Source organism: Streptomyces sp. NPDC056628 (assembly GCF_042792555.1).
GTDB lineage: Bacteria > Actinomycetota > Actinomycetes > Streptomycetales > Streptomycetaceae > Streptomyces.
The window spans coordinates 50,786-76,468 of the sequence record NZ_JBHTWG010000021.1 but is presented as its reverse complement, the minus strand read 5'-3'; the positions used below and the strand labels follow the sequence as shown (position 1 = coordinate 76,468).

25 protein-coding genes are annotated in these 25,683 nt (G+C 74.5%); 7 read left to right on the top strand and 18 right to left on the bottom strand.

All coding sequences use genetic code 11. From position 1 onward, the window contains the following. Nucleotide 1: 1 nt before the first annotated feature. From ACFRAC_RS23860 to ACFRAC_RS23850, 3 genes are all read right to left on the bottom strand, one after another. Nucleotides 2–871, bottom strand: coding sequence for a class I SAM-dependent methyltransferase (locus ACFRAC_RS23860; RefSeq protein ID WP_382927082.1), 870 nt, complete (start codon nt 869–871; stop codon nt 2–4). 92 nt (nt 872–963) lie between these two features. Next, a complete protein-coding gene (locus tag ACFRAC_RS23855) occupies nt 964–1,545 on the bottom strand; it encodes a helix-turn-helix domain-containing protein (protein ID WP_382927080.1) in 582 nt (193 codons plus the stop codon). 84 nt (nt 1,546–1,629) lie between these two features. Further along, nucleotides 1,630–3,741, bottom strand: coding sequence for an MMPL family transporter (locus ACFRAC_RS23850; protein WP_382927078.1), 2,112 nt, complete (start codon nt 3,739–3,741; stop codon nt 1,630–1,632). Nucleotides 3,742–3,815: 74 nt separating this feature from the next. Between ACFRAC_RS23850 and ACFRAC_RS23845 the strand changes: the two genes are divergently transcribed. After that, nucleotides 3,816–4,313, top strand: coding sequence for a MarR family winged helix-turn-helix transcriptional regulator (locus ACFRAC_RS23845; RefSeq protein ID WP_382927076.1), 498 nt, complete (start codon nt 3,816–3,818; stop codon nt 4,311–4,313). 1 nt (nt 4,314) lies between these two features. On the opposite strand, the gene ACFRAC_RS23840 is transcribed toward ACFRAC_RS23845, so the two are convergent. From ACFRAC_RS23840 to ACFRAC_RS23830, 3 genes are read right to left on the bottom strand one after another with little or no spacing between them, the layout of a single operon-like run. Further along, entirely contained in the window at nt 4,315–6,039 is a 1,725-nt protein-coding gene (locus tag ACFRAC_RS23840; protein ID WP_382927074.1) for an MOSC domain-containing protein, read from the bottom strand. Nucleotides 6,040–6,094: 55 nt separating this feature from the next. Next, a complete protein-coding gene (locus ACFRAC_RS23835) occupies nt 6,095–6,979 on the bottom strand; it encodes a pyridoxamine 5'-phosphate oxidase family protein (RefSeq protein ID WP_382927069.1) in 885 nt (294 codons plus the stop codon). A gap of 44 nt (nt 6,980–7,023) precedes the next feature. After that, a complete protein-coding gene (locus ACFRAC_RS23830; protein WP_382927066.1) occupies nt 7,024–7,893 on the bottom strand; it encodes an alpha/beta fold hydrolase in 870 nt (289 codons plus the stop codon). A gap of 147 nt (nt 7,894–8,040) precedes the next feature. On the opposite strand from ACFRAC_RS23830, the gene ACFRAC_RS23825 reads away from it, so the two are divergent. Beyond that, nucleotides 8,041–8,565: a CGNR zinc finger domain-containing protein gene (locus ACFRAC_RS23825; RefSeq protein ID WP_382927063.1), complete on the top strand. Its 525-nt coding sequence runs from the start codon at nt 8,041–8,043 to the stop codon at nt 8,563–8,565. Between the two features lie 77 nt (nt 8,566–8,642). Here the strand turns inward: ACFRAC_RS23825 and ACFRAC_RS23820 are convergent, their stop codons facing one another. From ACFRAC_RS23820 to ACFRAC_RS23805, 4 genes are all read right to left on the bottom strand, one after another. Next, nucleotides 8,643–8,933 (bottom strand): DUF6355 family natural product biosynthesis protein, encoded by a 291-nt coding sequence (locus tag ACFRAC_RS23820; RefSeq protein ID WP_382927060.1) that lies wholly within the window; start codon nt 8,931–8,933, stop codon nt 8,643–8,645. 202 nt (nt 8,934–9,135) lie between these two features. Continuing rightward, on the bottom strand, nt 9,136–9,930 hold the full coding sequence (locus ACFRAC_RS23815; RefSeq protein WP_382927055.1) for an SDR family NAD(P)-dependent oxidoreductase: 795 nt from the start codon (nt 9,928–9,930) through the stop codon (nt 9,136–9,138). A 183-nt stretch (nt 9,931–10,113) separates the two neighbouring features. After that, entirely contained in the window at nt 10,114–11,319 is a 1,206-nt protein-coding gene (locus ACFRAC_RS23810) for a glycoside hydrolase family 64 protein (protein ID WP_382927051.1), read from the bottom strand. A gap of 160 nt (nt 11,320–11,479) precedes the next feature. Further along, the gene (locus ACFRAC_RS23805) at nt 11,480–12,439 is read right to left on the bottom strand and encodes a GlxA family transcriptional regulator (protein WP_382927047.1); all 960 of its coding nucleotides are present in this window, start codon (nt 12,437–12,439) and stop codon (nt 11,480–11,482) included. A gap of 141 nt (nt 12,440–12,580) precedes the next feature. Between ACFRAC_RS23805 and ACFRAC_RS23800 the strand changes: the two genes are divergently transcribed. Further along, on the top strand, nt 12,581–12,880 hold the full coding sequence (locus ACFRAC_RS23800; protein ID WP_382927044.1) for a putative quinol monooxygenase: 300 nt from the start codon (nt 12,581–12,583) through the stop codon (nt 12,878–12,880). A 51-nt stretch (nt 12,881–12,931) separates the two neighbouring features. Here ACFRAC_RS23800 and ACFRAC_RS23795 read toward each other — a convergent pair whose 3' ends face one another. From ACFRAC_RS23795 to ACFRAC_RS23780, 4 genes are all read right to left on the bottom strand, one after another. Continuing rightward, the gene (locus tag ACFRAC_RS23795) at nt 12,932–14,788 is read right to left on the bottom strand and encodes a GMC family oxidoreductase N-terminal domain-containing protein (protein WP_382927040.1); all 1,857 of its coding nucleotides are present in this window, start codon (nt 14,786–14,788) and stop codon (nt 12,932–12,934) included. After that, complete coding sequence (locus ACFRAC_RS23790) at nt 14,785–16,182, bottom strand: hypothetical protein (RefSeq protein WP_382927036.1); 1,398 nt, start codon at nt 16,180–16,182, stop codon at nt 14,785–14,787. Before ACFRAC_RS23790 ends, ACFRAC_RS23795 begins: the two co-directional genes overlap by 4 nt. Then, nucleotides 16,179–16,895 (bottom strand): FadR/GntR family transcriptional regulator, encoded by a 717-nt coding sequence (locus tag ACFRAC_RS23785; RefSeq protein WP_382927033.1) that lies wholly within the window; start codon nt 16,893–16,895, stop codon nt 16,179–16,181. The genes ACFRAC_RS23790 and ACFRAC_RS23785 overlap by 4 nt, the downstream gene beginning before the upstream one ends. A 103-nt stretch (nt 16,896–16,998) precedes the next feature. Continuing rightward, nucleotides 16,999–18,714: a SpoIIE family protein phosphatase gene (locus tag ACFRAC_RS23780; protein ID WP_382927031.1), complete on the bottom strand. Its 1,716-nt coding sequence runs from the start codon at nt 18,712–18,714 to the stop codon at nt 16,999–17,001. Between the two features lie 194 nt (nt 18,715–18,908). Between ACFRAC_RS23780 and ACFRAC_RS23775 the strand changes: the two genes are divergently transcribed. Then, complete coding sequence (locus ACFRAC_RS23775; RefSeq protein ID WP_382927028.1) at nt 18,909–19,805, top strand: PfkB family carbohydrate kinase; 897 nt, start codon at nt 18,909–18,911, stop codon at nt 19,803–19,805. A gap of 11 nt (nt 19,806–19,816) precedes the next feature. Here ACFRAC_RS23775 and ACFRAC_RS23770 read toward each other — a convergent pair whose 3' ends face one another. Genes ACFRAC_RS23770 through ACFRAC_RS23760 form a run of 3 tightly spaced genes read right to left on the bottom strand, consistent with a single transcriptional unit; the run spans nt 19,817 to nt 21,425 of the window. Beyond that, a complete protein-coding gene (locus ACFRAC_RS23770) occupies nt 19,817–20,677 on the bottom strand; it encodes an oxygenase MpaB family protein (RefSeq protein WP_382927025.1) in 861 nt (286 codons plus the stop codon). A gap of 27 nt (nt 20,678–20,704) precedes the next feature. Beyond that, nucleotides 20,705–21,184 carry an MSMEG_6728 family protein gene (locus tag ACFRAC_RS23765; protein WP_382927022.1) on the bottom strand — a complete coding sequence of 160 codons (480 nt, stop codon included), beginning with the start codon at nt 21,182–21,184 and terminating at the stop codon, nt 20,705–20,707. Between the two features lie 10 nt (nt 21,185–21,194). Then, nucleotides 21,195–21,425, bottom strand: coding sequence for a DUF2945 domain-containing protein (locus ACFRAC_RS23760; protein WP_382927019.1), 231 nt, complete (start codon nt 21,423–21,425; stop codon nt 21,195–21,197). 229 nt (nt 21,426–21,654) lie between these two features. Here ACFRAC_RS23760 and ACFRAC_RS23755 point away from each other — a divergent pair, with 229 nt between their 5' ends. From ACFRAC_RS23755 to ACFRAC_RS23745, 3 genes are all read left to right on the top strand, one after another. Further along, nucleotides 21,655–21,816: a hypothetical protein gene (locus ACFRAC_RS23755; protein WP_382927016.1), complete on the top strand. Its 162-nt coding sequence runs from the start codon at nt 21,655–21,657 to the stop codon at nt 21,814–21,816. Beyond that, nucleotides 21,813–21,917: an SHOCT domain-containing protein gene (locus ACFRAC_RS23750; protein ID WP_382927013.1), complete on the top strand. Its 105-nt coding sequence runs from the start codon at nt 21,813–21,815 to the stop codon at nt 21,915–21,917. Before ACFRAC_RS23755 ends, ACFRAC_RS23750 begins: the two co-directional genes overlap by 4 nt. A gap of 80 nt (nt 21,918–21,997) precedes the next feature. Beyond that, a complete protein-coding gene (locus tag ACFRAC_RS23745) occupies nt 21,998–23,317 on the top strand; it encodes a chloride channel protein (protein WP_382927205.1) in 1,320 nt (439 codons plus the stop codon). Between the two features lie 104 nt (nt 23,318–23,421). On the opposite strand, the gene ACFRAC_RS23740 is transcribed toward ACFRAC_RS23745, so the two are convergent. Beyond that, a complete protein-coding gene (locus ACFRAC_RS23740) occupies nt 23,422–25,266 on the bottom strand; it encodes a glycoside hydrolase family 15 protein (protein ID WP_382927010.1) in 1,845 nt (614 codons plus the stop codon). Nucleotides 25,267–25,683: the final 417 nt, after the last annotated feature.

The window sequence follows — 25,683 nt, the reverse complement described above, 5'->3', positions numbered from 1 at the left end:
TTCAGCCGCGGCGGGCCGCCCACACCTGGCGGCGGGTGCGCAGCGTCAGGTCGGGGCGGTGCAGGAGGCCGTCGGGGCTGCCGGGGTCGAGGAGGGCGTCGAACGCGGCCAGGTCCCGGGCGTCCAGCGTGGCGGCGGCGTTGCCGCGCATCCGGGTCCAGCCGGCGAGGGCGTAGCGGCGTACGGCCTCGGGGGCGGGCGGGCCGATCTCCACGTCGACGGTGCGCTGTCCGGCGAGGGTGAAGCCGGCGTGCGTGAGCTTGTCCCCCCAGTCGGCTCCGCGATGGGGGAGGCGGGCGGCGTGGTGGTGGTCCCGGGCCCCATGGAACCGCTCCTCCAGGCCGGGCGCCTCCCGCGGGGCGTCCGGCGGCAGGAACCGGGGGAAGCCCGCCAGTTCGACGACGGCGAACAGCCCTTGCGGCGCGAGCAGTTCACGCACCTGACGCAGGGCGCGGTCGGGGTCGGCGAGGTGGTGCAGGGAGGCGGAGGCCCAGACGAGGTCGGGGGGGTCCAGGCCGGGCCACGGCGTCGCGTCGAGGTCGGCCTCGACGAGGCGGACGCGGTCGGCGGCTCCGGCCGCGGCGGCGTGCTCGCGCAGCCGGTCCAGGTGCGTGGTGGAGGCGTCGACGGCCGTGACCCGGGCCGTGGGGAAGCGTTCGAGCAGGGTGAGGGTGCCGGCTCCGGTTCCGCAGCCGAGGTCGAGGATGTGCCGGGGGGCGGCCTCGACGGGCAGCCATGCGGCGATGGACGCGGTGTGCCGGGCGAGGACGTCCGCGTCCAGGTCGAGGATCTCCGCCTGGTCGCTGGCGTGGTGGTGGCCGGTGTGCTCGGCGGGGGCGCCGGCCCGGCAGTGTGCTGGGGTGTGGCTCATGGCCTCACGCTAGGTGCGCCCGGCGACGGGGACGGTCCGCGTGCCGGGATGCGCAAACCGCTGGACCGTGCGTATGCGCGGGACGCAAGACGTCACGACGCCGGACGCGTGTCCCGGCGGCCCTGGTGGCCGCGGCGGGCGTCGCGGTCGAAGATGCCGAGGATCTCGCAGGGCCCGCCGTCGGCGCCGATGGCGTGCGGCAGCATCGTGGGGAACTCCGCCGCCTGGTCGGTCTCGACGCGCAGACGCCGGTTGCCGAGGAGCAGGACGGCGGTGCCGGAGAGCACGACGAGCCATTCGCGGCCCGGGTGCGCGCGCATCTGCGCCGGGTTGTCGGGCGGCGGGCCGGTCAGGCGCCGGCGGACGACGGTCATGCCCGGTTCCGCCCTGACGGGCCAGCGCTTCTGGGTGTGGGCCGCGTCGACGGTCGGGTTGACGATCACGTCGTCGGTGGCGGTCTCCACGAGCTGGTCGAGGGTGGTGTCCAGGGCCCGGGCGAGGGTGACGAGCTGGTCCAGCGCGAGCCGGCGCTGCCCGTTCTCGATCCTGCTGAGCGTGGACTGGCTGACCCGGGCGCGGGTGGCCAGCTCCTCCAGGGACCAGCCCTGGGCCACGCGCAGGGCTCGGATGCGTCTGCGGACCAGGGTGTCGAGGTCGCCGTCGTCTTGCGTCATGGGCAAGAGCGTATGCGGTTCGGAAAAGGGGCCCCGGAGGAGGGCGGGGGCTCCCCGCCTGTCCGCAGGGGCCCCCGCCCGCTGTCACACCATCTCCTTGACCGCCTCCGCCGGCTCGGTCTCGCGCCGGGCGAGGGAGCTGGGCCACCACGCCCGCCGCCCGATGTCGATCATCAGCGCGGGGACCAGCAGGGAGCGGACCACGAGGGTGTCCAGCAGGACGCCGAAGGCGACGATGAACGCGATCTGCACGAGGAACGCCAGCGGGATCACCATGAGGGCCGCGAAGGTCGCGGCGAGCACCACGCCCGCGGAGGTGATCACGCCTCCGGTGGTGGTCAGGCCGCGCAGCACACCCTCCCGGTGGCCGTGCAGCAGCGCCTCCTCGCGGACCCGGGACATCAGGAAGATGTTGTAGTCCACACCGAGGGCGACCAGGAAGACGAAGCCGTACAGCGGGACCGAGGCGTCCGTGCCGCTGAAGCCGAGCAGGTGCTCGAAGACGAGCGTGGACACCCCGAGCGTCGCCAGGAAGTTCAGGGCCACGGTCGCGACGAGCAGCACCGGGACGAGCAGGGAGCGCAGCAGGAGCATGAGGATCAGCAGGATGATCGCGAGCACGACCGGCACGATGACCGTGCGGTCCCGGGCGGCGGTCTCCTGGGTGTCGTACTGCTGCGCCGTGTAGCCGCCGACCAGGGCGTCGGCGCCGGGGATCGCGTGCACCCCGGCGCGCAGCCGCTCGACGGCCGCCTTGGCGGCGTCGCTGTCGGCGGCGGCCTTCAGGGTGGCGTCGACGCGGACGCGTCCGTCGACGACGAGGGGGTCCCCGCCGCCGGGCCGGCCGGACGTGGAGACGGCGCCGGCGGACGCCACGCCCTCGGTCTTCTCGGCCGCGGCGGTCACCTCGTCCACGCGGTCGGCGGCGGCGATGATGACGGCCGGATTGCCGGAGCCGCCGGGAAAGTGCTCGCCGAGCGTGCGCTGGGCGGCCACCGACGGCGCGTCGTTGACGAAGATCTCGTCGAGCGGCACGCCCTTGGAGGACAGCTGGGGCGAGAAGGCCGCGAAGACGGCGAGGATCAGGACGGTCACCACCCAGGTGCGGCGCGGCCGCCCGTCCACCGTGGCGGCGACCCGGCGCCACACGCCGCGGCCCTGCGCGGACTCCTCGGGTGGCCGCGGCTTCGACGGCCAGTAGGCGGCGCGCCCGAGGAGGGCCAGCACGGCAGGCAGGAAGGTGAGCGTGGAGAGCACGGCGCACACGATGCCGATGGCGCCGACCGGGCCGAGCGCGCGGTTGTTGGTGAGGTCGCTGGCGAGCAGGGCCAGCAGGCCGAGCGCGACGGTGGCCGCGCTGGCGGTGATGGCGCCGAAGGAGCGGCGCACCGCGGCGAGCGCGGCGGCGGCCCGGTCCGCGCCGCGGGCCAGTTCCTCCCGGAAGCGGGCGGCCAGCAGGAGGGCGTAGTCGGTGGCGGCGCCGATCACCAGGATGGAGAGGATGCCCTGCACCTGCCCGTCGACCCGGACGACGTCGTGGTCGGCCAGGACGTAGACCACGGCGCAGGCCAGCCCGAGGGCGAAGACGGAGCCGAGGATGATCAGGAGCGGAAGCAGCACGCTGCGGTAGACCAGCAGCAGGATCACCAGGACGGCGCCGAGGGCCACGCCGAGGAGCAGCCCGTCGATGCCCGCGAAGGCGTCCGACAGATCGGCCTGGCCAGCGGCCGGGCCGGCGATCTGCGCCGTGGTGCCGGACACGCTCCCGGCGGCTTCCCGGACCGAGTCCAGGGTGGGCCCCAGGTCGTCGCCGAGGTCGGGCCTCAGCTGGACGACGGCCTGCAGCGCCTCACCGTCGTCGGAGGGCAGCGCGGGCGAGGGGCGGCCCACGATGCCGGGCTCGCCGGCGAGTGCGGCGACGGCCCGGGTGGCCTCGGCCTGCTCGGCCCTGGAGACGCGCTCACCGTCCGCCGTCCAGACGACGACGGCGGGCAGGGTCTCGGACTGGTCGAAGGCCTCCCGCTCCTCGAGCACCTGGGTGGACTCGGCGCTCTGGGGCAGGAAGGAGGCCTGGTCGTTGGTGGCCACCTCGCCCAGCTTGCCTGCGTAGGGTCCGAGCGCGCCGCCGACGCCCAGCCAGACGAGCAGCAGGACGGCAGGGACGAGCCACCGGGCCCAGCGCGGTGCGGTTCTCATGAGCATCCCAAGCGGTAGTCGAGTTAACTCAATGGCAAAGTATCTCAATCATTGAGTGATCTTATACTGCACTCATGAGCGGTTCCGAGGTGCCCTCCCCCACTGTTCCGGCGGACGACCCGACTGGGTTGCAGTCGTTCGCCGTCCTTCTGCGCCGGATGAACAGCGAGTTCAACCGCATCGCGCAGGAGTTCGCGCAGGCGCAGGGACTGCATCTGACCGACATGCAGGCGCTCATCGCCATCCTCGACGCCGATCCCGAGGCCGGCCCGATGACGCCCGGCCGGCTGCGCCGGCAGCTCAACCTGACGTCCGGAGCCGTCACGGCGTGCCTCGACCGCCTGGAGCGGGCGGGGCACATCCACCGCGTCCGGGCGGCGGGCGACCGCCGGGTGGTGCACCTGCACTACGCCGAGCCGGCGAAGGCCGTCGCCCGGGACTACTTCCGTCCTCTGGCGGAGCGCACCGCCGCGGCCATGGGCCGCTTCTCCCCCGAGGAACTGGCCGTCGTCGTGCGGTTCCTGCGCGAGCTGAACGCCGAGTTCGCCCTCCTGCGCGGCGGCCCCGCCTGACTCACATGTCCAGGACGACGTCGGTGCGCGGCCGGGAGCAGCAGATGAGGGCCTGTCCGGCCGCCGGCGGCTCGAGGGGCGCGGGCGCGTAGCCGACCTCGCCCGACAGGACCGGGGTGACACAGGTGTGGCACACCCCGGTCCGGCAGCTCCAGCGGGCCGGTACGTCGCAGGCGTCGGCGAGTTCGAGCAGGCTGCGTGCCCCGTCGGGGAACGGCGTCGTCACACCGCTGCGGGCGAAGGTGACCCGCGGTCCGGTGCCGGGCGGGCCGGGCGGCGGGTGCGGGGACGGGGCCGCGGTCCCGGCGAGGCCGGGGGTGACCGGCGGCAGGGTCGCGAAGAGTTCGGTGTGGACGCGGGCCGGGTCGACGCCGGCGTCGGCGAGGGCCCGCCCCATGTCGGCCATGAACGAGGCGGGCCCGCAGACGTAGGCGCTCGCCCCGGGCGGCACGCCGAGGGCCCGGACGGCGTCCGGGGTGAGGCGTCCCGGGGACGCGTGGCCCCGGCGGCGCTCCCCGGGGGTGGCCGCGCTGTAGAAGACGTGCTCGTGCGCGTGCGGCAGGGCGGCGAGCACGGCATGGGCCTCGGCGGCCAGGGGGTGCTCGCGCGGGCCGCGGGCGCCGTGCAGCCACCAGACGTCCCGGTCCGGGGAACGGGCGGCGAGCTCGTGCAGCATCGCCAGGACGGGGGTGACGCCGATGCCGGCGGAGACCAGGAGCACCGGTTCCGTACCGCCGTCCAGGACGAAGTCGCCGCGCGGCGCCGCGACGTCGAGGACGGATCCCGGCCGCAGCGCCGTCGTCAGGTAGCCGCTGGCGGTGCCGTGCGGTTCGCGTTTGACGCTGATGCGGTAGCCGTCGGCGCCGGGCACCGCGGAGAGCGAGTAGCTGCGGATCGGTGCGGACGGTCCGGCGCCCGGGACCCGCACCGTGAGGTACTGGCCGGCCCGGGCGTCGGGCAGCGGCGTCCCGTCGGTCGAGGTCAGGCGGAGGGAGACGACCGTGTCCGTCTCGGCGACCACGTCGGACACGCGCAGGGTCCGGAACCCGTCCCAGGCGGGCCCGTCGGCGGCGGGCTCCCCGTCCTCCGCGGCCAGCAGGTCACGGAAGGAACCCTGCCAGCCGGGGCTGAGCGCGGGGATGGCGAGCGCGCGCCGCAGCAGGGCGGGGTCCCGGCCGGGGAGATAGAGCAGGGCGTCCGTGTCGGCGACGCTGAGCGCGCCGGGGCCGGACCGGGTCCGGACGATCGGGTCGCCCGCCCGGATCAGCCCTTCCCGGACGACCCGCATGTAGAAGCCGGGCCGGTGGTGGGCGACGAGCAGCGCGGGCATCTCGGGTACGCCCAGCCGCAGTCCGACGCGGTAGCAGGTCACGCGGGGCTGGGTGACCTCGAACTCCGCCTCGCCGATCCGGTAGCGGTCGCCGATGCAGACCTCGTCGTCGGGCAGTCCGTCGACGGTGAGGTTCTCCCCGAACTGCCCGGGGACGAAGTCGTCCCGCCCGAGGTACCGCTGCCAGTACCGGTAGGAGTCGATCTGGTAGACGAGCACCGCGCGCTGCTCCCCGCCGTGGCCCTGGGTGTCCCCCTGGCCGTCGCCGTCGAGGTTGAGCCGGCGGGCCATCACCGGGCCGGGCACGGGGTGCTTCCACACGCCCGTGCGGACGGTTCTGCCCTGCCAGGGCACGTCCTTCGGCATTCCCACGTTCACCGACAGCAGTGAGGGCATCCGGACACTCCTTCCGGTACCAGTCAAGACGGTCCGGCGGGCGGGCTCATGTCGATCACGGCCGAGCAGTCGCCTCGCGCAGCGGGACGCGGCCGCCGCGCACCCGCCGGGGCCGGAACCGGACCCGGCGCCCGGTGCCGCCTTCGTCCCCGGCGGCCGCCGGTTCGTGCCACTCCACCGTCGCCTCACCGCTGAGGTGCAGTGTCCGGCCGGTCGTGAAGTCGAGGAACAGCAGGGCCGCGGCCGGGTCGACGGTGAGGTTGCCGAGGCTGGTGAAGAGGTTGTTCCCGGCGTAGTCGGGCCACCAGAGCTCCCCGCCCTCGATCCGCACGAAGCCGGGAGCACCGCCCTTGTGGGAGGCGTCGATGCCCCGAGTGGGATGGGTCGTGCCGAGGAAGAAGGTGTCGGCGCGCGCGATCAGTTCGCGGTCCCGCTCGTCGAGCGCGCCCCGGACGGCCGCGGGGGCCGATGCGCCCGCCGGGGCGGTGGTGTCCGGGGCGAGGAGGCGGGGGCGGATGTGGGCGGGGCAGTTGCCGAACGCCTGCTCGGCCTCGATGGTCAGCTCGCCGTCCGTGCCGTCCGTCAGCCGGCCGTTGACCCGGATGCGGCGGCGCAGACCGAGGTCGATCGCGAGCAGCCCGGCGGGTTGCGGAACGGGCAGGGCGTGCAGCGGGTCATCCGCCGGGGGCGCGGCGGCCACGGTGAGGGTGGTGCCGTCCCCGTCCAGGAAGCCCGGCTCCCCGGTGAGGGGGGAGGTCCACAGCGTCCCGTCCCGGTCGCGGGCGGTGAGGACGGCAAAGGTCCGCGCGGCGAGGGCGGCCCGCAGCCCGCCGCCCAGCCACGGCGGCCGCAGCATGCCGTGCAGCCGGGCGGCCTCCTCCGTGGCGCCCGCCCGTGCCTGGACGGCGCGCTCCCCCTCATGGAAGCCCGACGTGTTCATGGGGACCGTCTCCTCTCCTTCTGCCGTCGCTACGGTGCACGCGGTCATCCCAGGGCGCGGTCGAGGAAGTCGCGCATGGCCCCGGCGACGGCGCCCAGGTGCGATTCCAGGGCGAAGTGCCCGGTGTCCAGCAGACGGACCTGAGCGCCGGGCAGGTCCTGCCGGAACGCCTCCGCCCCCGCCGGGCCGAAGATCGGGTCGTTGGCCCCCCAGACGGCGAGCAGCGGGACCTGCGTGTCGCGGAAGTACTGGTGGACCTTCGGGTAGAGGGCCACGTTCGTGAGGTAGTCGCGGAACAGCTTCAGCTGGATCCGGTCGTTGCCGGGCCGGTCCAGCAGAGCCAGGTCGTGGGCCCAGGTGTCGGGGCTGACGAGGCTCGGGTCCGGGACACCGGTGAGGTACTGCCACCGCACACCCTCCAGGGTGAGTGCGGTCCGCACGGGGGCCTCGGTGTCGGGGCCGGGGTGCTCGCCGTAGGCGAAGACGTCCTTCCAGAACGACGGGACGAGCCCCTGCTCGTAGGCGTTGCCGTTCTGGGTGACGATCGCGGTGATCCGGCCGGGGCTCCGCAGGGCGAGGCGCCAGCCGATCGGAGCGCCGTAGTCCTGCACGTACATCGCGAACCGGTCGACGCCCAGCTGCCGCAGCAGCCCCTCGGTGACGTCGGCGAGCGCGTCGAAGGTGTACGGGAAGTCCTGGAGCGCGGGCATCGCGGACCGGCCGAACCCGATGTGGTCCGGGGCGATGACGTGGAAGCGGTCGGCGAGCGCCGGGATCAGTGCGCGGAACATGTGCGAGCTGGTCGGGAAGCCGTGCAGCAGGACGACGGTGGGCGCGCCCGGGTCGCCGGCTTCCCGGTAGAAGACCTCGAGGCCGTCGACGGTGGCGGTGCGGTGGTGCACTGTGTACTCCATTGCGCTAACCCCTCTGGAGCCGTTCACCGGTTATACGCACAGTCGACCACGGCCGACCTAACCTGTCAACATGGTTTTAAGGGTTACGATCGAGAGGTGGAGGCACGTTGTAGCCTGCGCAGGGCGAACAGGCGGTGAGGAGGCGGTATGGAGAGCGGACACACGGAGCAGGACACGTTGCTGGAGCTCCTGAACAGCACCCCCGTGACCGACGGCTCCCCCGAGGACCTGCTGGCCGACCCCGGGTCCGCCCGCGCCTGGCAGCGGGCACACGGCGGCAGCGGCACCGCCGCGGAGCGCCGGCATCTCGTCGAGGCACGCGACCTGCTGCAGCGGGTGGTGCGCGGCGACGTCCCCGCCACCGCCCTGGGCCCGCTGCTGGAGGGCGTGACGTCCCATCCCCGCGTCGACGCCGACGGCGTGACCTGGGAGCCGAGGCCGCCCGCCGACCGGCGGCTGGCGGTGCGGGCGGTACTGACCTGGGGCGCGCTCCAGGAGGCCATGCCCGGCAGGCTGCGCCCCTGCGCCAACGACGAGTGCCGGCGGTTCCTCCTGGACCGCAGCAAGACGAACAAGGGGCGCTGGTGCTCGATGGCCCTGTGCGGCAACCGCATGAAGGCCAGGCGCCACTACGAGCGCACCCGCCGGGCGGCCGCCCGGCAGCACGACTGACCCGGACGACGGTCAGGCCCCGCCCCCACCACGGCCGGTGGGGACGGGGCCTGACCCCGACGCGCTCTGCGGATCCGTCAGCAGGTGCGGCCGACGTAGTGCGCGCCCTGGATCTTGGCGGCGGAGCCGAGCCAGGTCCGGCCCGGCGCCACACAGCGCTCGTAGTCGGCGGCGTAGGCGACCCGCACCTGGATCACCACGCGGGAGCCGTCCGACGTGCAGTGGTTGTAGTAGGCGTCGGAGCTGGTCTCGTAGAACCCGCAGGGGTCGGCGGCGGCCGGGGCCGCGTGGGCGGTCACCACGCCGAGGGAGGTCAGCGCGAGGGCGGCGGAACCGAGGACGCCGGTCAGCGTACGGCGAAAACTCAAGGGAACTCCTTGGCCGGTGCGGGCGGCGGACCGGACATCCCCCGCCCGCCGATGGGTCGGTACGGCCCTCAGCATTCCGCCGGGCACCCGGCGCGCCGGGCCCCGCACGCCCCGTTCACCTGGTGAATCGTTCGGCCCTTGGGCCGTTGGGATGATCTCGGCCGGCGCGCCCGGCGGACTCCCCCGGCTCCGTGTACGGCCGTCACGGCAGGATCGCGTCGACGTAGCCGCCGTCGACCCGCACCGCCCCGCCCGTCGTGGCCGACGCCTGCTCGGAGGCGAGGTAGACGACCATGTTGGCGATCTCCTCCGGTTCGATCAGGCGATGCAGCAGGCTCTGCGGCCGGTACTCGCGCATGAAGGCCCGCTGCGCCTCCTCCCAGGGCAGGTCCTCGCCCACCAGCTCGCGGACGAAGTTCTCCACGCCGCCCGTGTGGGTGGGGCCGGCCATGACGGAGTTCACGGTGACCCCGGTGCCGGCCGCCCGCTTGGCGAACCCGCGGCTCACCGCGAGCAGGGCCGTCTTGGACATGCCGTAGTGGATCATCTCGGCCGGGGTCACGACCGCCGAGTCGCTGGCGATGTTCTGCACCCGCCCCCAGCCGCGCTCGATCATGCCGGGGAGGTACTGGCGTGTCAGCCGTACGGCCGACAACACGTTGACGTCGAAGTAGCGCCGCCACTCCTCGTCGCTGATCTCCAGAGGGTCGGCGGAGCCGAAGATGCCGAGGTTGTTGACGAGGATGTCCACCTGCGGCAGGAGCTCGGCCACCCGGTCGGCGCCCTCCTGCGTGGTCACGTCCGCCGCCACCGGGACCAGCCGGGCACCCGGCGCCCGGCTGCTGAACTCGGCGACGCTGCGCTCCACACGGTCCCGGCTGCGGCCGTTGACCCCCACCCGCGCCCCCGAGCGGGCCAGCCCGACGGCGATCGCCGCGCCGATGCCCTGGGTGGAACCGGTCACCAGCGCGGTGCGGCCCTTCAGATCGATCTGCATGCCTACAGCCCTTTCCCGTGTCCGTTCGTCGGTCTTCGGGTACCCCGCGGCATCCGTTGCGTACGCCCTCTACACGCACTGGCTCTTAAGGCGCGCTTGCAAGCGGACGCGGGCCGGGCAGCGGCACGCCTCCGGCCGCCGGGACGGACTCCCGGCGGCCGGAGCGGTAAGGGTGACGGGGGCTCAGCTGAAGGGTTCGAGGGTGACGGTGGCCTGGCGCGGGTCTCCGTCGTGGACGAGGGACTCGTGATGGCCGACGTCGTCGAAGGCGAACGCGTACGCCTTGCCGTCGGCCATCTGGGAGTGGATCACCCGCGCGTAGTGGTTCGTGACGGCGTCCCTGTAGAAGGCGTCCGCGGAGGTGTCCGGCTGGTTGGGGTTGACCAGCAGGGTGGAGCGGTGGAATCCGGCGCACAGGGTGCGGGAGATCGGGCCGCGCACCTGGTCGTTGGGCGCGTCGAGCTTGCGGTGACAGCCGAAGACGGAGGAGGCGTCCGGCTTCTCGAACTGGGTGACGACCGCGCCGGCGCTGTTGGTGAAGCGCATGAGGCCGCCCGAGACCCGGCCGAAATACTTGGTGTTGGGCTGGTCGCCGAACGGCGTCACCGTCAGGGTCGCCGAGGAGTACTTCTGCCAGACCCGGTTGATGTAGTCGTCCAGCACCGAGGCGGGCAGCGCGCCGGTCTCCAGGCCGTACAGCGGGGACAGGGCGCGCAGCACGGTGCCGTCGGCGCGGGTCTGGATCAGGTTGCCCCAGCCGCCGGGCTGGTTCCTGAGTCCGTTCAGCACCGCGTTGTAGCCGCCCGCCTTGAGCTTGCCGGCGCTCGCGGTGCTGCCGTCGGGGCGCTGCACGCCGACCGAGTACGGCGCGGAGAACATGTCGACCTGGGTGCTGTTGAGCCACAGGCCCCCGTCGTTGAGCGTGTACTCGGACCAGTTGAACAGGATGTCGCGGTTCGGGTCGCTGGGGTTCTGCACGGCTGGCTGGACGAGCCCGCCGGTGGTCAGCTTGAACACCAGCTTCCGCCCGTACGAGAAGTACACGCGGCCGGAGAACTTCGGCATCCGGATGGTCGTGGACTGCCCGGCGGCGGGACCCGGGATGGAGGCGTCCGGCGCGGGGGTCGGCGGGTTCCCCCCGGCCGGCCAGGGGTGGAAGGTGCCGTTCGCGTCGGCCCAGCCCTGCCGTCCGGTCGAGAGCTCGGTGCCGAGGTTGTAGATGTACACCTGGTCACCGCGCGCCGAGTTGTTGGTGATCTTCAGCGGGATGGTCGCCGGGACCGCGGCGTGGGCGGGTGCGCCCGTCCCGGTCGCCAGCAGCGTCCCGCCGAGGATCGTGGCGAGGGACAGGCCCGCGGCCGCGATCCGGCGTTCGAGTGTCTTCCCCATGCTCCGTCTCCGTTCGACTGGGGGATCGAGCACGATCTGAGAGCGCTCTCAGCGTCCCGCCTTGGTCTGGACCTGTCAACGACTCAACCAATATCGACTACGGCCGAAATCCGTACGGGGCGCGGGAGTCGGGTGCCGGCAGGCGGCGGGCGGCGGGCGGTCAGCGGCCCCGCAGGGCGCTCGCCGTCTCCCCCGTCCGCTCGCGGAGCAGGACGCGGAGCGTGGTGGCGTGCTCGTAGCCCACCTTGCGGGCCACCGCCTCGAGCGGGAGGTTCGTGGTGCGCAGCAGATGCGAGGCGCGTTCCACGCGCAGGTCCTGGACGAAGCGGACGGGCGAGGTGCCGAGGGTGCGGCGCACGACGCGCTGGAGGGTGCGCTCGCTGACGCCGACGGCGCGCGCCGCGTCGCCGATGGACAGCGGTTGGTCCAGGTGGGCCCGGGCCCAGCGCTCGAAGGCGGCCAGCGTCGGATCACTCTGCGCGAGGGCCGAGGAGATCGTGTACGCGGCCTGGGAGGGCCGCTCGTCGACGACCAGATAACGGGCGACGAGGTCGGCGAGGGCGGGGCTCCTCATCCGTACGACCGCCAGCGCGAGGTCGACGTGGCCGAACGCCGCGCCGGCGGTCGTCACCCCGTCGGAGGTGGTCACCATGCGGGTCTGGTCGAGCGTCACCCGCGGGTAGCGCGTGCGGAAGTACGGCGCCAGCCACCAGCTGGTGGTCGCCCGGCGTCCGTCGAGCACGCCCGCCTCGGCCAGCAGGAACGTGCCCGTGCAGGCCGACGCGACGGCCCCACGGCGCTGCCGCGTCTCGGCCACCAGCTGCCGCAGGGGCGCCCCGGCCGGACCCGAGACCTGTGCGAGGAGAGCGTCCGGGCGGCGCTCGGCGAGCGCCGGGACGATCAGCAGGTCGGCGTCCTCCGCCGTGGAGACGGGGCGGGTCTCGACCAGGTGCCCCGCGCCGGTGCGGATCCGCCGGCGGAAGCCGACGGTGGACACCGTCCAGGCGGGCGGCGGTTCGGGGAGCTCGTCGCGCATCGCGTTCGCCCCGTCGAGCACGTCGAGCAGGGCCGAGAGCCCTGAGTCGAATACGCCGTCGTACGCCAGCACCGCCACATCCATGTCGGGAACGGTATCGGACACGCCGTTCCCGACGCTGTCCGGATGCCGGGCCGCACCCTAGATTCAGGGGGGTCCGGACGACATCCGGTGCCCGGTACCGGCACCCCTCCCGTCACGACCCTCACGAAACTGGAGCACCACATGAGCACGTTGGGACTGCTGGCCCGGATCGAGGCGAGGCCCGGGCAGGCGGAGAAGGTCGCGGAGCTGCTGCGGGACGCGCTGGAGCTGGCCCGGCAGGAGGACCACACGCTGACGTGGTTCGCGTTCCGGCAGGGCGAGACCACCTTCGGCATCTTCGACACGTTCGCGGACGAGCAGGGACGGCAGGAGCACCTGCGGGGCCGGATCGCGGCCGCGCTGACGGAGAACGCCGCGACGCTGCTCAGCGAGGCACCGGACATCCGGCCGGTCGACCTCCTGGCGGTCAAGCTCCCCTGACCCGCCGCCGGGGGCGGCGACGCCGCCCCCGGCCCTCCCCGGCCCGGCCGGTCAGGCCCGGGTCAGCCAGCGGTCCGTGACGGCCAGGGCCGCCGCCATGATGCTGAGCTGCGGATTCACCTCGGGGCAGCTCGGCAGGACGGACCCGTCCGCGATCAGCACGCCGTGCACACCGCGCAGGCGTCCCTCCGGGTCGGCCGGCGCCCGGTCCTCGTCGGCGCCGGCCGCGGCCGTGCCGGTGGGGTGGAACGCGGACACGTGCAGGTGGCGTACGGACACGTCCGCCAGCAGGGCCTCCAGTTCCGCCATGTCGCGGGCGCGGGGGGCGTGCGGGACGCCGGTCAGGACCTCCTCGGCCCCGGCGGCGAACAGCAGGCGGCCCATGGCCCGTTGGGCGCGCAGCAGACGGCCCGCGTCGCGGAGCGCCAGGTCGTAGCGGACCAGGGTGCCGTGCCGGCCGAGGACCCGGCCCGAGGGACGGTCGGCGACCATCGCCCCGAGTGTCGCCAGGTGCTCGGTGTCCTCCAGCGCGTGGCGCAGGGCGCGTCCGACGCCCGGCAGCACGAAGGAGCTCATGCCCGGGGGTGCGGCGGTGGCCTCGATGAGGATGCCGTCGGCGTGCAGTTCCTCCACCGCGACGCTCTGCAGGACGGCCCGCCCGCCGCCGACGGGGTTCGCGAAGCGGCCCGCGACGCTGACGGCGGGGTGGACGCTGAGGTTGCGTCCGAGGCCCGGATGGCCGCCCAGACCGGAGCGGCGCAGGAGTTGGGGGGTCCCCAGGGCACCGGCCGCCACGACGACCAGGGGGCTGAGGATCTCCAGCTCGCCGCCGTCGGGGCGGCTCACCAGGACGCCCGCGGCCCGGGGGCCGCCCGGCCGGTCGCGGTCGGTCAGGGTGCGCCGGACGCGAGCGCCCGTGACGATACGGGCGCCGGAGGCGCACGCCTCGGGCAGCACCGAGAGCTGGACGCTCTGCTTGGCTCCGGTGGGGCAGCCGACGACGCACTGGCAGGAGCCCTGGCAGCCGGGCGCGTTGCGGCGCAGGGGCCGCGCGGCCCAGCCGAGCCGCCGGGCCCCGGACAGGGCGAGTCTGCCGTTCTCGCCGAGGACGTCGAGCGGCTGCCGGGCGACGCGCAGGGTGCGCTCCGCCTCGTCGAGGTGGGTGGCGAGAGCGTCGGCGGCGGCGAAGCCGTGGGTGGTGCGCCAGCGGGTGAGGACGTGGTCCGGAGTGCGGTAGCAGGTGCCGGAGTTGACGACGGTGGTGCCGCCGACCGCGCGGCCGGTGGGGACGACCAGCGGAGGGGCGCCGTACGCGATCGTGGCACCGGCGTCCCGGTACAGCCCGGTGAAGCGGTCGAGCGGCGCCCTGCCCGCGAACGAGGCGGTGCTGTGGTGGTCGCCCTCCTCCACGACGACGACCCGCAGTCCGGCGCGGGCCAGCGTCCGCGCCGCCATGGCACCCCCGGCGCCGGACCCGACGACGACGGCGTCGGCGGTGGACCGGCGGGGCCAGGCAGAGGACGGCGTGCAGTCCAGCGGCGGGTCGTCGGCGGCGGGCCGCGCGGACGGGGCCCCGCGGTGCAGCATCCGTTCCGTCCCGGCGGCGAGCAGCACCGGCACCTTGAGCGCGTCGAGGACCGGCAGGGCGGTCCGGTGGGCGGCGAGGCGGGCCAGCAGGCGCTCGCGTTCTCCGGGGGTCAGCGTGGTGAGACGGCGGCCGGTGCGCGCCAGCGCGTACGCGTCGACGGCCAGGGCCGCGCCGTGGACGGCGGTGCGGGCGGAGCGCGGCATGGCGTCCAGCAGGGTCCGCAGGCGCCGCGGCACCTCCCGCACCCAGTCGGTGGTGCCGTCGTCGGCGAGGAACGCGGCGGTGAGTGCCGGCAGGGCGTCGTCCGTACGAGGGCTCATCGCTCGCCGACCTCCGCGTGGGCGGTGCCCGCCAGCCGCCAGTGCGCCTCCGGCCGCCACCTCCCCCACCAGCGTTCCAGGCGGACCTCCGCGTCGGCGCTCTCGCTGTTGCGGCAGACCGCGGCGGACCCGTCGGGGTCGGTGTAGTCCAGCGCCAGGGTCCGCTCCTCGGGCTGGGTCACCGTCACCCGGATCCGGCGCAGTCCGGCCCGGCCGGTCACCCGCCAGCGGGGCAGGGCGAGGTCGGCCGTGAACCGGCCGGCTCCCGCCCAGCCCACGGCGGTGCGCTCGGGGCGCCGGGGCCATGTCCGCCCGCCGCGCAGCAGGCGCAGGAAGACGAGCGGGGGCAGCCGGTCGAGCCCGGGGCGGGTGGACACGGCGGCGACGATCTCGAGGAGGTCGCCGCCGCCCAGGTCGGCGTGGAGCCAGGCCCAGCGCGCGGCGTTGCCGTGGCCGTAGATGCGGGCGCTCGCACCGAACGCGCCGTCGAGACGCAGCGGTTCGCCGTGGCCGTGAAGGACGGTCCCGGTGTAGCGGCAGCGGGAGGCCGGGAGCATGTGGCTGGCGGGCAGCCAGGGGTGGCGCCAGGACCAGCGGGGGAAGGTGTGCACCGGTGGGCCCAGCGGTGTCTCGGTGAGCGACCAGGTGAGCGGGCCGGCGCTGCCGGACAGCTTTCCGGGGGCGACGCGGACGCCGTCGGCGGTGAAGCCCTGGGGGGTACCGGTCGCGGGGACGGGCCCGAACCGGGCGTGCCGTACCGGGCCGTCCTGGGGGAAGACGGCGGCCCAGCCGTGCGCGTAGGCGGCCGAGCCGTCCGTGGGGGCGACGACTTCGTGGTGCAGCCAGACCCCGGTGCCGGTCGCCGGGTCGGTCAGGGTGGTGTACCAGACCTCCGTGCGGCCCGGCCGCCCGTCCCAGCGTGCCGCGAGGTGCCGTCCGGGGTCGTGCGCGGAGGTGCGGGGGAAGCGGAAGCTCGTGAGGAACGGCAGCAGCCCGGTGCCGAGCGGGAAGCGGAGCGTGCCCTGGCCGGTCGGGCGCCCTGCCTCGTGGAGGCTGTACGGCAGGACGGTCATCGAGGTGAGGGGCCGTGCCGGTGACAGGGACTTCCAGCCGTCCAGTTCGAGGCGCCGGCCCTGCAGGGTGAACGTGATCCGGTAGCGGATCCTGCGGCGGGCCAGCGGGGATATCTCCAGCTCCCCCACGGCCTCGGCGTCGTCGGCGCGTCCCGCGATCCGGACGCGTCCGGTGAGCCGGGCCCGGGTGGTGCGGTGGGGCAGCACCACCGTGTCGGCGCGGGCCACGAGGTCGAGGCGGACGGGGCGTTCGCGGTCCTCGCCGTCCAGGCGTACGCGGCCCAGAAGGGTCTCCCGGAACTCCGTCCCACGGGGGCTCACCGGTCCCCGCCCTGACTCCGGCCGGCGGAGGCCAGCCCTTCGAGCATGATGCGTTCCGTCGCGGACAGGTAGGCCCCGGCGGCCGTGCGGGCCGCGGTCTCGTCGCGGGCGGCGACCGCCTCGACGACGGGGGCCAACCGCCCGTGGGCGGCCCCGGCGTCGTGGAAGGGCCCCACCAGGGCCGAGCGGACCGGCAGATAGGCGTTGAACAGGGTGTTGGTCAGCAGGACGTACACCCGGTTCCCGGTGGCGCGGGCGAGCGCGCGGTGCACCTCGGCGTCCGCGAGCTGCGCGTCCTCGCCGCCGTCCGCCCCCGCGACGGCGGCGACGAGACGGCGCAGTTCGGCGATCTGGGCCTCGGTGGCGCGGGAGGCGGCGCGTTCGGCGATCAACGCGCCGATGCTGCGGCGCACTTCGAAGATCTCCCCGATCCAGTCCGGGCTGTGCCGCACCAGCATCGGGAGCAGGTCCGCCCCGCCCAGCCGCAGGAAGTCGCGGACGCGCGTGCCCACTCCGTGCCGGGTCTCCAGGAGTCCGGCGTGCACCAGGCGGCCGAACGCGTGCTTGAGGGTGGTGCGGTTGACGCCGAACTCGTCGGCGAGTTCCCTCTCCGGGGGCAGATAGCTCCCGGCGGGGTGCCGCCCGGCGAGGATCCGCTCGCGCAGGCGCTGCTCCAGTACGTCGACGACCGTCTCGCGCGGCAGTGCTTCCATCGAGACCCCCAGCCCGGTTGTGGTTCAGTGACTGAGCCACTGAACCACCGTGGTTGACTGGGCGTCAACAAGTCGTGCGCACACGGTTGCCGGGAGCCTCCGGTCAGACCGGGGTGCGCAGCGCGAGGAGGGCCACGTCGTCGTCGTTGTCGTCGGGACGGACGCGGCGCAGCACCTGGTCGGCGAGGACGGAGAGCGGCCGGTGCACGAAGGCCGCCGCGTGCCGGCGCAGGCGGTCCAGGCCCACGTCGATCACCTTGCCGTACTCCTCGACGAGGCCGTCCGTGTACAGCACGAGGGTGGAGCCGGGCTCCAGCACGGCCTGCGCGTCCGGCCGCGGGGCGCGCAGGCCCGTGCCGAGGGCCACACCGTGCCCGTCCTCGAGGAACCGGGCCACGCCGTCCCTGCCGATCAGCAGCGGCGGCGGATGTCCCGCGTTGGTCCAGGACAGCCGCCAGGTGCCGTCGTCCAGTGCCTCGATCCGGGCGAAGATCATGGTGGCCATGCGGACGTCGGTGATGTGCTCCATCGCCTCGTCCAGCCAGGCCACGATCCGGCTGGGGGGTTCGTTCTGCGACCAGGCGTAGGCCCGCAGCATGTTGCGCACCTGCGCCATGCCGGAGGCCGCCTCCAGGTCGTGGCCGACGACGTCGCCGATGGCCAGGGCGGTCGCCCCGTCGGACAGCGGGAACGCGTCGTACCAGTCGCCGCCCACCTGCGAGGCGTCCGGCGCGGGCAGGTAGCGGGCCGTCATCTCCAGGCCCGGGACCCTCGGCAGCTGCGGCAGCAGATGGTTCTGCATGGTCTCGGCGACCTTGCGCTGACGCTGGTAGAGGCGGGCGTTGTCCAGGGCGAGCCCGGCGCGGCGCGCGATGTCCTCGACCAGCGGCAGGTCGGCGGAGGTGTAGCCCACCGGGTTCTCGGCGCGGCCCAGCGTCAGCGCGCCCAGCACCTCGCGGGTGCCGCGGATGGGGGCGATGGCCGCCGAGTGCATGCCCGTACGGTCGAACAGGTGGCGCTGCTCGACCGCGATCCCGGAGTCTGGGGTCCGGTGGTACCGCTCGGGCCCGGTCACCGTGGACGCCACGCCGCGCAGGGCCCTCGACAGCGGCCACTGGGACTCCTCCAGCACGGGCGGCATGGGCCCCTCCAGATCCTCGTGCCGCTTGATGGCCGCGCCCTCCGCGTGGGCGACGACGTCCCGCCACACCTCGTCGCGCTCGGTGATCAGGTCGACGATCACCCAGTCGGCGAGCCGTGGCACGACCAGCCGGATGAGCCGGCGCAGCATCTCGTCGGTGTCGAGCGTCGAGGTCAGCTGGGCGGTGGCCTCGGCGAGCAGGGCCAGCCGTTCCAGCTCGGTCAGGGTGGCGGTCGGCGCCTCCGGGAGCGGGCCCGGCTCCTGCGCGGGCTCCTGCGCGTGGAAGATCACCAGGGTGCGGCCCCCCTCGCCGTCGAATGCGTACGGCGTGATCAGCCAGCTGATGGGGAGGACGGAACCGTCGGGGAGCGCGAAGTACTCGCCCGCGCCCTGGGCCGACCTGCCCTCGTGGAACGCCTGGCGCATGGCGCACTGGCTGTGCGGCAGCGTCTGGCCGTGCGGGCCGCGGTGCAGCAGCTCGTGGGCGTCGTGGCCGACGAGTTCCTCCGTGGATCTGCCGAGCATGAGCTCCGCCTGCGCGTTCACCGCGATGATGCAGCCCCGCTCGTCCACGACGTAGGCGCCGGCGCCGACGGCGTCCAGGGCCCGGGACAGCTCGGCGGGCGCCGGCGCCACAGCGTCGTTACGCCCGGTCTCCGTGTCCTGTGGCCCTTCCACGTCCTGCCTCCCTGCGATCGGTCCGGGTGTCCCCGCCGCGGTCCCGAACCCCCTGTCGAGCCACGCCGCCCCGCCCCCGGTGTGCCCTCCGTGTGCCCCCGGACGACCGAAAGGCACCTTCCTTGCGCGGCCGGCCTCGGGACCGGAGGATCCATGGCCACACGATACGCACGCCGAGGCGGGGAGGAGCAGGGATGGAACCGCGGACGAGGGGCCGGCCGCGCGGGCTGTTCGTCGGACTGTGCACGCTGGACGTCGTGCAGTTGGTCGACCGGGTGCCCGCCGCCGACGAGAAGCTGACGGCACGGGACCAGCTCGTCGCGGCCGGGGGCCCGGCCGCGAACGCGGCCGTGACCTTCGCCCATCTGGGGGGCGCGGCACGGCTGCTCACCGCGGTCGGCTCGCACCCGCTGGGCGAGGCCGTCCGGGCGGACCTGGACCGGGCGGGGGTGGCCGTGACCGACCTGGCGGCCGGCCGGGACGAGCCGCCCGCCGTGTCCTCGGTTCTGGTCACCGCCGCCACCGGGGAACGGGCCGTCGCCTCCACCAACGCCCGTGGGCACCGGCTCGCCCCACCCCCGGACCTCGAGGCCCGGGTGGCGGCCTGCGACATCGTGCAGTTCGACGGCCACCACCCCGCCCTGGCGCTCGCCACCGCGCGTGCGGCGCGGGCCGCGGGGCGCCGGACCGTCCTCGACGGGGGCAGCTGGAAACCGGGGACGGAAGACCTGCTGCCGTACATCGACGTGGCCGTGTGCTCGGCGGCCTTCCGGCCACCCGGTACCGCCGGGCCCGACGGCACCCTGCGGTTCCTGCGGGATCACGGGGTCGTCTGGACGGCCGTCAGCCACGGGCCGGAGCCCCTGGTGTGGGCCGGACCGGACGGCGGCGGAACGGTGAAGGTGCCCGTGACGCGCGTGGTGGACACCCTCGGCGCCGGCGACGTCCTGCACGGCGCGCTCACCCATCGGCTGGCGCGGCACGCCGAGCTGACCGGCGCGGACTTCGCCGGGGCCCTGCGCGCGGCGGCGGCCCTGGCCGCTCGGTCCTGCGCCTCGTTCGGCACGCGCGAATGGATGCGGGACAACTGAGCCCTGCCCGCTCATCCCTGTCCCGGTGTGCTCGGCGGGCGCATCACCCAGCGGATGGTGCGGGTGAGCGCCTGCCCGGTGGGACGCACCGCGAGGTCCTCGACGACCGGGATGCGGGGCAGCCCCAGCAGGCGCCGGGCCCACGGCGGCAGCAGGGTCACGCCGTTCGCGGCGAGGCCGCCGTACAGGGGCCGTACGGCGAGGGGCACGGGCGGCTGGAGCAGCAGGAAGCGGGCGGTCGAGCGGGCCTCCGGGGTGGCGCGCAGCTCGGCCCGGTAGGAGGCGAGGCGGGCCGCCAGCTCCCGGCGGTCGCGCGGCGGGTCGGTCACGCCCAGCGCCCGCGCCACCCGTGCGGCGTCGGCGACGTAGCCGTCGTAGCCGTCCGCGTCCAGTGGGTGCGCGCCGAAGCGCTGGTGGGCACGGAGAAAGCTGTCCGTCTCGGCGGCGTGCACCCAGCCGAGCAGATGCGGATCGGCCGCGCGGTACGGCTGACCGTCGGCGTTCGTGCCGCGGATGCGCTCGTGGATGGCGCGGACCTGCTCGACCGCCCGCTGGGCGTCCTCGGCGGTGCCGTACGTCGTCACGGCGAGGAAGGTGCTGGTGCGCTGCAGGCGTCCCCACGGGTCGCCCCGGTAGCCGGAGTGCCCGGCCACCGCCGCCATCGCCAGGGGGTGCAGGGACTGCAGCAGCAGCGCGCTCAGCCCGCCGATGAACATGGACGCGTCGCCGTGGACCGCGCGGATCGGCCGGTCGGGGCCGAACCAGCGCGGCCCCGGGGTCAGATGGATACGGGCGCGGGTCGCCGGGCCGTCGGGGCCCGCGACCCGGCGGAACAGGGCCTGCCCCAGCTGCCCGCGCACCACGCTCAGCACGGCCGTCCTCCCTTCCGCCGTCGCCGGTCACCCGGCGGCGGACGCGCGCTCCCGGTCGGAGGCGGGCCACACGTACGGCAGGTCGTCGGCCACACCGGGGAACACCGCGGCGTACACCCCGGGGTCCTTGCGGACCAAGGCCGAGCGGTGGCTCTCGTGGAAGGCCTCGTCACCGAGCCACGGCGGCAGCTCGGCGGCCGCCGCCAGCTCCTCCTGTTCCCGGACGGGTCCGGGCCGGTGCGCCGCCAGCCCGGAGACCAGGGAGGCGGCGCAGCTGTCCTGGTGCCCCTGGTCGCGCCAGACCCGGCAGATCTCCAGGCCGTAGCGGACCAGGGCCTCCTCGTAGCCGGTCCACATGCGGACGGCCGGATGCCGGCGCCAGCCGTAGCCGGGCACGGTCAGGCCCCGCAGGACCTGGAGCGCCTCCACGCGCTGCTTGCCCAGCCGGCGCCGGTCCAGCAGCAGCGCCGTCCGCCGGAAGTCGGGGTCCGGCAGGAACGTCTGCATGCGACCCCGCTCACTTCCTGCGCAGCGCGGACGGCTTGTGGACGGCGGATCTGCCGGACTTCTCGCTGCGCACCTCGTACTGCGGTTCCTCCGCGGAGGCGTCCACGGTACGGCCGGCGGCCTCCGTACGGTGGGTGATCTTCCGCTCGACGGTGCCCTCGGCGGTGCCGCCGTGACTCTTCCAGGTCACCTCGTCGCCCTGGGCGAGGCCGTCGTCGGACTTCTTCGCGTTCTTCGCCACCGTGATCCCTCACTTCTTGCGTGTGCGGAGACGTCGGGACCCGCTCCGAGTGCCCGCGCGGCACCGGCCCAACCGGCACCGCCGGACCCGTCGATCGCCGGGCGGCGCCCGGATGCAGGGGGGCGGGCCGAGTGCTGCAATGACTGCGGGGCCGAACTCGGGCTGCGCGCGGACGTTCTCGCCGGCCGTGTCGCGGCCGGGCCCCGACCCGTTCGTGTGAGGAGAGGCCATGCACCAGGACCTCGCGGACATGGGGCCCGTCGACCACCTGATCGTCGAGTTCCCCGGCAGCCGGACGACGGTCGACCGGGGGGTCGTCCGCGTCCTCGACCTGGCCTTCGTGCGCGAGGGCACCGACGGGACGGTCGAGTCCCTGGAGCCGACGACATGACCACCAAGACCGACCGGTTGGGGCAGCTCGGTGACCTCAAGGCCCAAGGGGTGCTCACCGAGGAGGGGTTCCAGTACCGGAAGCGCCGGATCCTCGCTTGAGGCACGACGAGCAGGGTGCGCGCGAGACGCCACCGCCGGGCGGACGGACCCAGCCGGAGGAGGCCGACCGGCTGCGGGAGATGTTGCGCGATCCGGCGTACGGGAAGGCGCTCGTCTTCTCCGCGCTGATCGGCGTGCCGGTCTCCCTGCTGGCGTTCTGGTTCCTGGCCGGGCTGCACCAGCTGGAGCACGCGCTGTGGGCCGATCTGCCCGACGCGCTGGGATGGGACACCCCGCCGTGGTGGTGGCCGCTGCCGATGCTGGCGGTCGCGGGCGTCTGTGTGGGTCTGGTGGTCCGTCATCTCCCGGGCGCGGGCGGGCATGTGCCGGCGGCCGGGCTGCACGCCCCCGGAACGACCGCGGCCGCCCTGCCGGGTGTCATCCTGGCCGCGTTCGCCAGCCTGCCGCTGGGCGCGACGCTCGGCCCCGAGGCCCCGCTGATCGCGGTGGGCGGCGGCCTGGCCATGCTGTTCGCGCGTCCGGCCCGGGCGCCGACGACCCCGCAGAGCGCCACCCTGCTCGCCGCGGCCGGTGCGGCCGCGGCCCTGCCGGCGATCTTCGGCAACCCGCTGATCGGCGCGGTGATCCTGATAGAGGTCGCCGGGGTGGGCGGCCCGCAGCTGTTCGCGGTGATGCTGCCGGCGCTCCTGTCCAGCGGCGTCGGCTCCCTCGTCTTCACCGGTTTCGGCCGCTGGACCGGCCTGTCGACCGGCAGCCTCACGCTCCGTCTCGGCGTGCCGACCCCGCACATCGACGCCGGGGACGTCATCTGGACGATCCCCCTGGCCGTGGCCATCGGCTTCGCCGTGCACCTGGCCATGGACACCGGGCGGCTCGCCGCGGTCCTCGTCGCCGGGCGGCCGGTGGCCCGTACGGTGGTCTGCGCGCTGGCCGCCGGTCTCTGCGGTGCCGTCTACACGCTCGTCACCGACCGGAACCCCACGGACGTGGCGTCGTCCGGCCAGGCCACGCTGGCCCGGCTGGCGCAGGACCCGCACGCGTGGGGGGTCGGCGCGCTGATCGCCGTCCTGCTGTGCAAGGGCGCCGCGTACGCCGTGTGCCTGGGCAGTCTGCGCGGCGGCCCGATCTTCCCGGCGCTGTTCCTGGGGGCGGCGGCCGGTGTGCTGCTGTCGCCGCTGCCCGGCCTGGGCGTCGTACCGGGGCTGGCGGCCGGCATGGCTGCGGCGGGCGGAGCCGCGCTGCGCCTGCCGGTCAGCAGCGCGGTGCTGGTCGTCCTGCTCATGGGCGCGGCGGAGATGACGCCGGTGGTGCTCCTGGCAGCGGTCGCGGGCTTCGCGACGGTGGCCCTCCTGCCGCCGGGCCGCGCGGTCCCGCCCGTTGGGCAGCCCGAGGAGGCGCCCGCGCCACAGGATGCCGGCGGCAGCACCCGGGCCACGTGAAGCGGTCGCCATCGCCCCCCGGCGGTGCGGCAACTGATCCTCTACGAGCGCACCGGCGACCCGGAGGACATGGCGTACCGGAGGCTGCCCGGCCGGGGCGCGGTTCAGTCGCGGCCCCGGTCGAGGGCCGCGTCGAGATCGAGGGCCGCGTCGACGAGGGCCAGATGGGTGAACGCCTGCGGGAAGTTGCCCAGTTGCCGGCCGGTCGGCGCGATCTCCTCCGAGTACAGACCCAGGTGGTTGGCGTACCCCTTCATCTTCTCGAACACCAGCCGGGCCCGGTCGGTCCGTCCCGTCCGGGCCAGAGCGGCGACGTACATGAAGGTGCACAGCGAGAAGGTGCCCTCCGAGCCGGCCAGGCCGTCCGGCGACGCCTCGGGGCTGTAGCGGTGGACCAGGCTGTCGCTGACGAGTTCCTCCTCCATCGCGGCGAGGGTGGACGTCCACAGCGGATCCTGCGGCGTGAGGAACCCGACCGTCGCCATCCGCAGCAGCGAGGAGTCGAGGACGTCGCTGCCGTAGTGCTGCACGAACGCCCGCCGGGACTCGCTCCAGCCCTTGCTCATCACCTGCTCGTAGCAGGCGTCGCGCGCCCCGCGCCATCGGTCGGGGTCGGCCGGCCGCCCGTTGGCGTCGGCCAGGCGCAGCGCGCGGTCGAAGGCCACCCAGGACATGACCCGGCCGTAGGTGAAGTCCTTACGGCCGCCGCGGGTCTCCCACATGCCCTCCTCCGGTTGGTCCCAGTGGTCGACCAGCCAGTCGAGGTCCGTCAGCAGCGCGGTCCAGCCGTGATGGCCCAAGGAGTGTCCGTGCCGGTGCGCGAAGTAGATGCTGTCGAGGGCCTCGCCGTAGATGTCGAGCTGGAGTTGGCCGGCGGCGCCGTTGCCGACGCGCACGGGCGACGAGCCGGCGTAGCCCGCCCAGTGGTCGAGAATCTGCTCGTCGAGGTCGGAGGAGCCGTCGACCCGGTACATGACGTTCAGCGGGCCGGTGGCGCCGTGACCGCCGGCGTTTTCCTTGACCCGGTCGGACAGCCACTGGATGAACGCCTGCGCCTCCTCGGTGAAGCCCAGGCCGAGCAGGGCGTACACGGAGAAGGACGCGTCCCGGATCCAGGTGAACCGGTAGTCCCAGTTGCGTTCGCCGCCCAGTTGCTCGGGCAGCGCGGCGGTGGGGGCGGCGACGACGGCTCCGGTGGGCGCGAACGTCATCAGTTTCAGGGTGATCGCGGACCGCTCCACCGTCTCGCGCCAGCGGCCGGTGTAGCGGGACTGGTGCAGCCACGAACGCCAGTACCGCACCGTCTCGTCGAACAGCTGCTCGTACTCGGCGAGCCGTATCGTCCGCGCGGTCCCGTCGCCGCCCCATTCCAGGACCAGTCCCCGCTCCTGGCCGGCCTCCAGCGTCATCGTGAAATGCAGGGCGTCGCGCCGGTCGGCGAGGACGTCGAGCAGCCGCTCGTCGTCCGGCTCCCGGATCAGATGCACGGTGAGGTGCGCGCCGTCGTCCGCGGTGAACGTCGCCCCGCGGGTGGTGATGTGCAGCCGGTGCGGGCGGCGTCCGTAGTCGAACCGGGGGGCGATCTCCACCTCGAACGTCATCCGGCCCCGGACGCTGCGGACCACGCGCACCAGCTGGTGGCGTTCGGTGACGGTGGTGCCGGTGACGGGCATGAAGTCCTGCACCTCGCCGGCGCCTGCCTCGGTCATGTAGCGGGTCACCAGGATCGCGGTGTCCGGGAGGTACAACTGCTTGGTCGCGTAGGCGCCGTGCCGGGGCCGGACCGTGCAGTGCCCGCCGTTGTCCTTGTCCAGCAGGGCGCCGAACACGCTCGGCGAGTCGAACCGCGGGGCGCAGAACCAGTCCACGCTGCCGTCGGTGCTCACCAGGGCCGCGGTCTGCAGGTCCCCCACCAGGCCGTGGTCCTCGATGAGGGGGTAGTCGTCCATCGGGGCTGACCTCCCGGTGCGCCGGACCCGGTCTCCCCCTCCGTATCAGGGTAGGGCGGCGCTCCCGCATCGGCGCGCGGGGCTCCGGGCGCCCCGGTGGGCCGGCCAGGCCGTGGACGCTCTTCCCGTCCAGGTGCGCATCGCCGGCAGCCGCCGCCGCGCCCGCTCCGGGTGGACCGCCGCGAGTACGGCGGCCGGCCTGACGGCGCCCCGTTCCAGCCGGGAGCCGAGGAACGACGACGAGCCTCCGCGCCGACGAGCACCGGGGCGGCGACGAAGCACGCCGTCCGTCCGGTGATGAAGGCGAGCCCGGTGCGTACTCCCCCGGCCGACGCCACCACGAGGACGAACGCCGTCGGCGGGAGGGGATCGAGCGTGACGGCGAGGGCGGCGAGCGTCAGGTCGAGGACCGTCAGG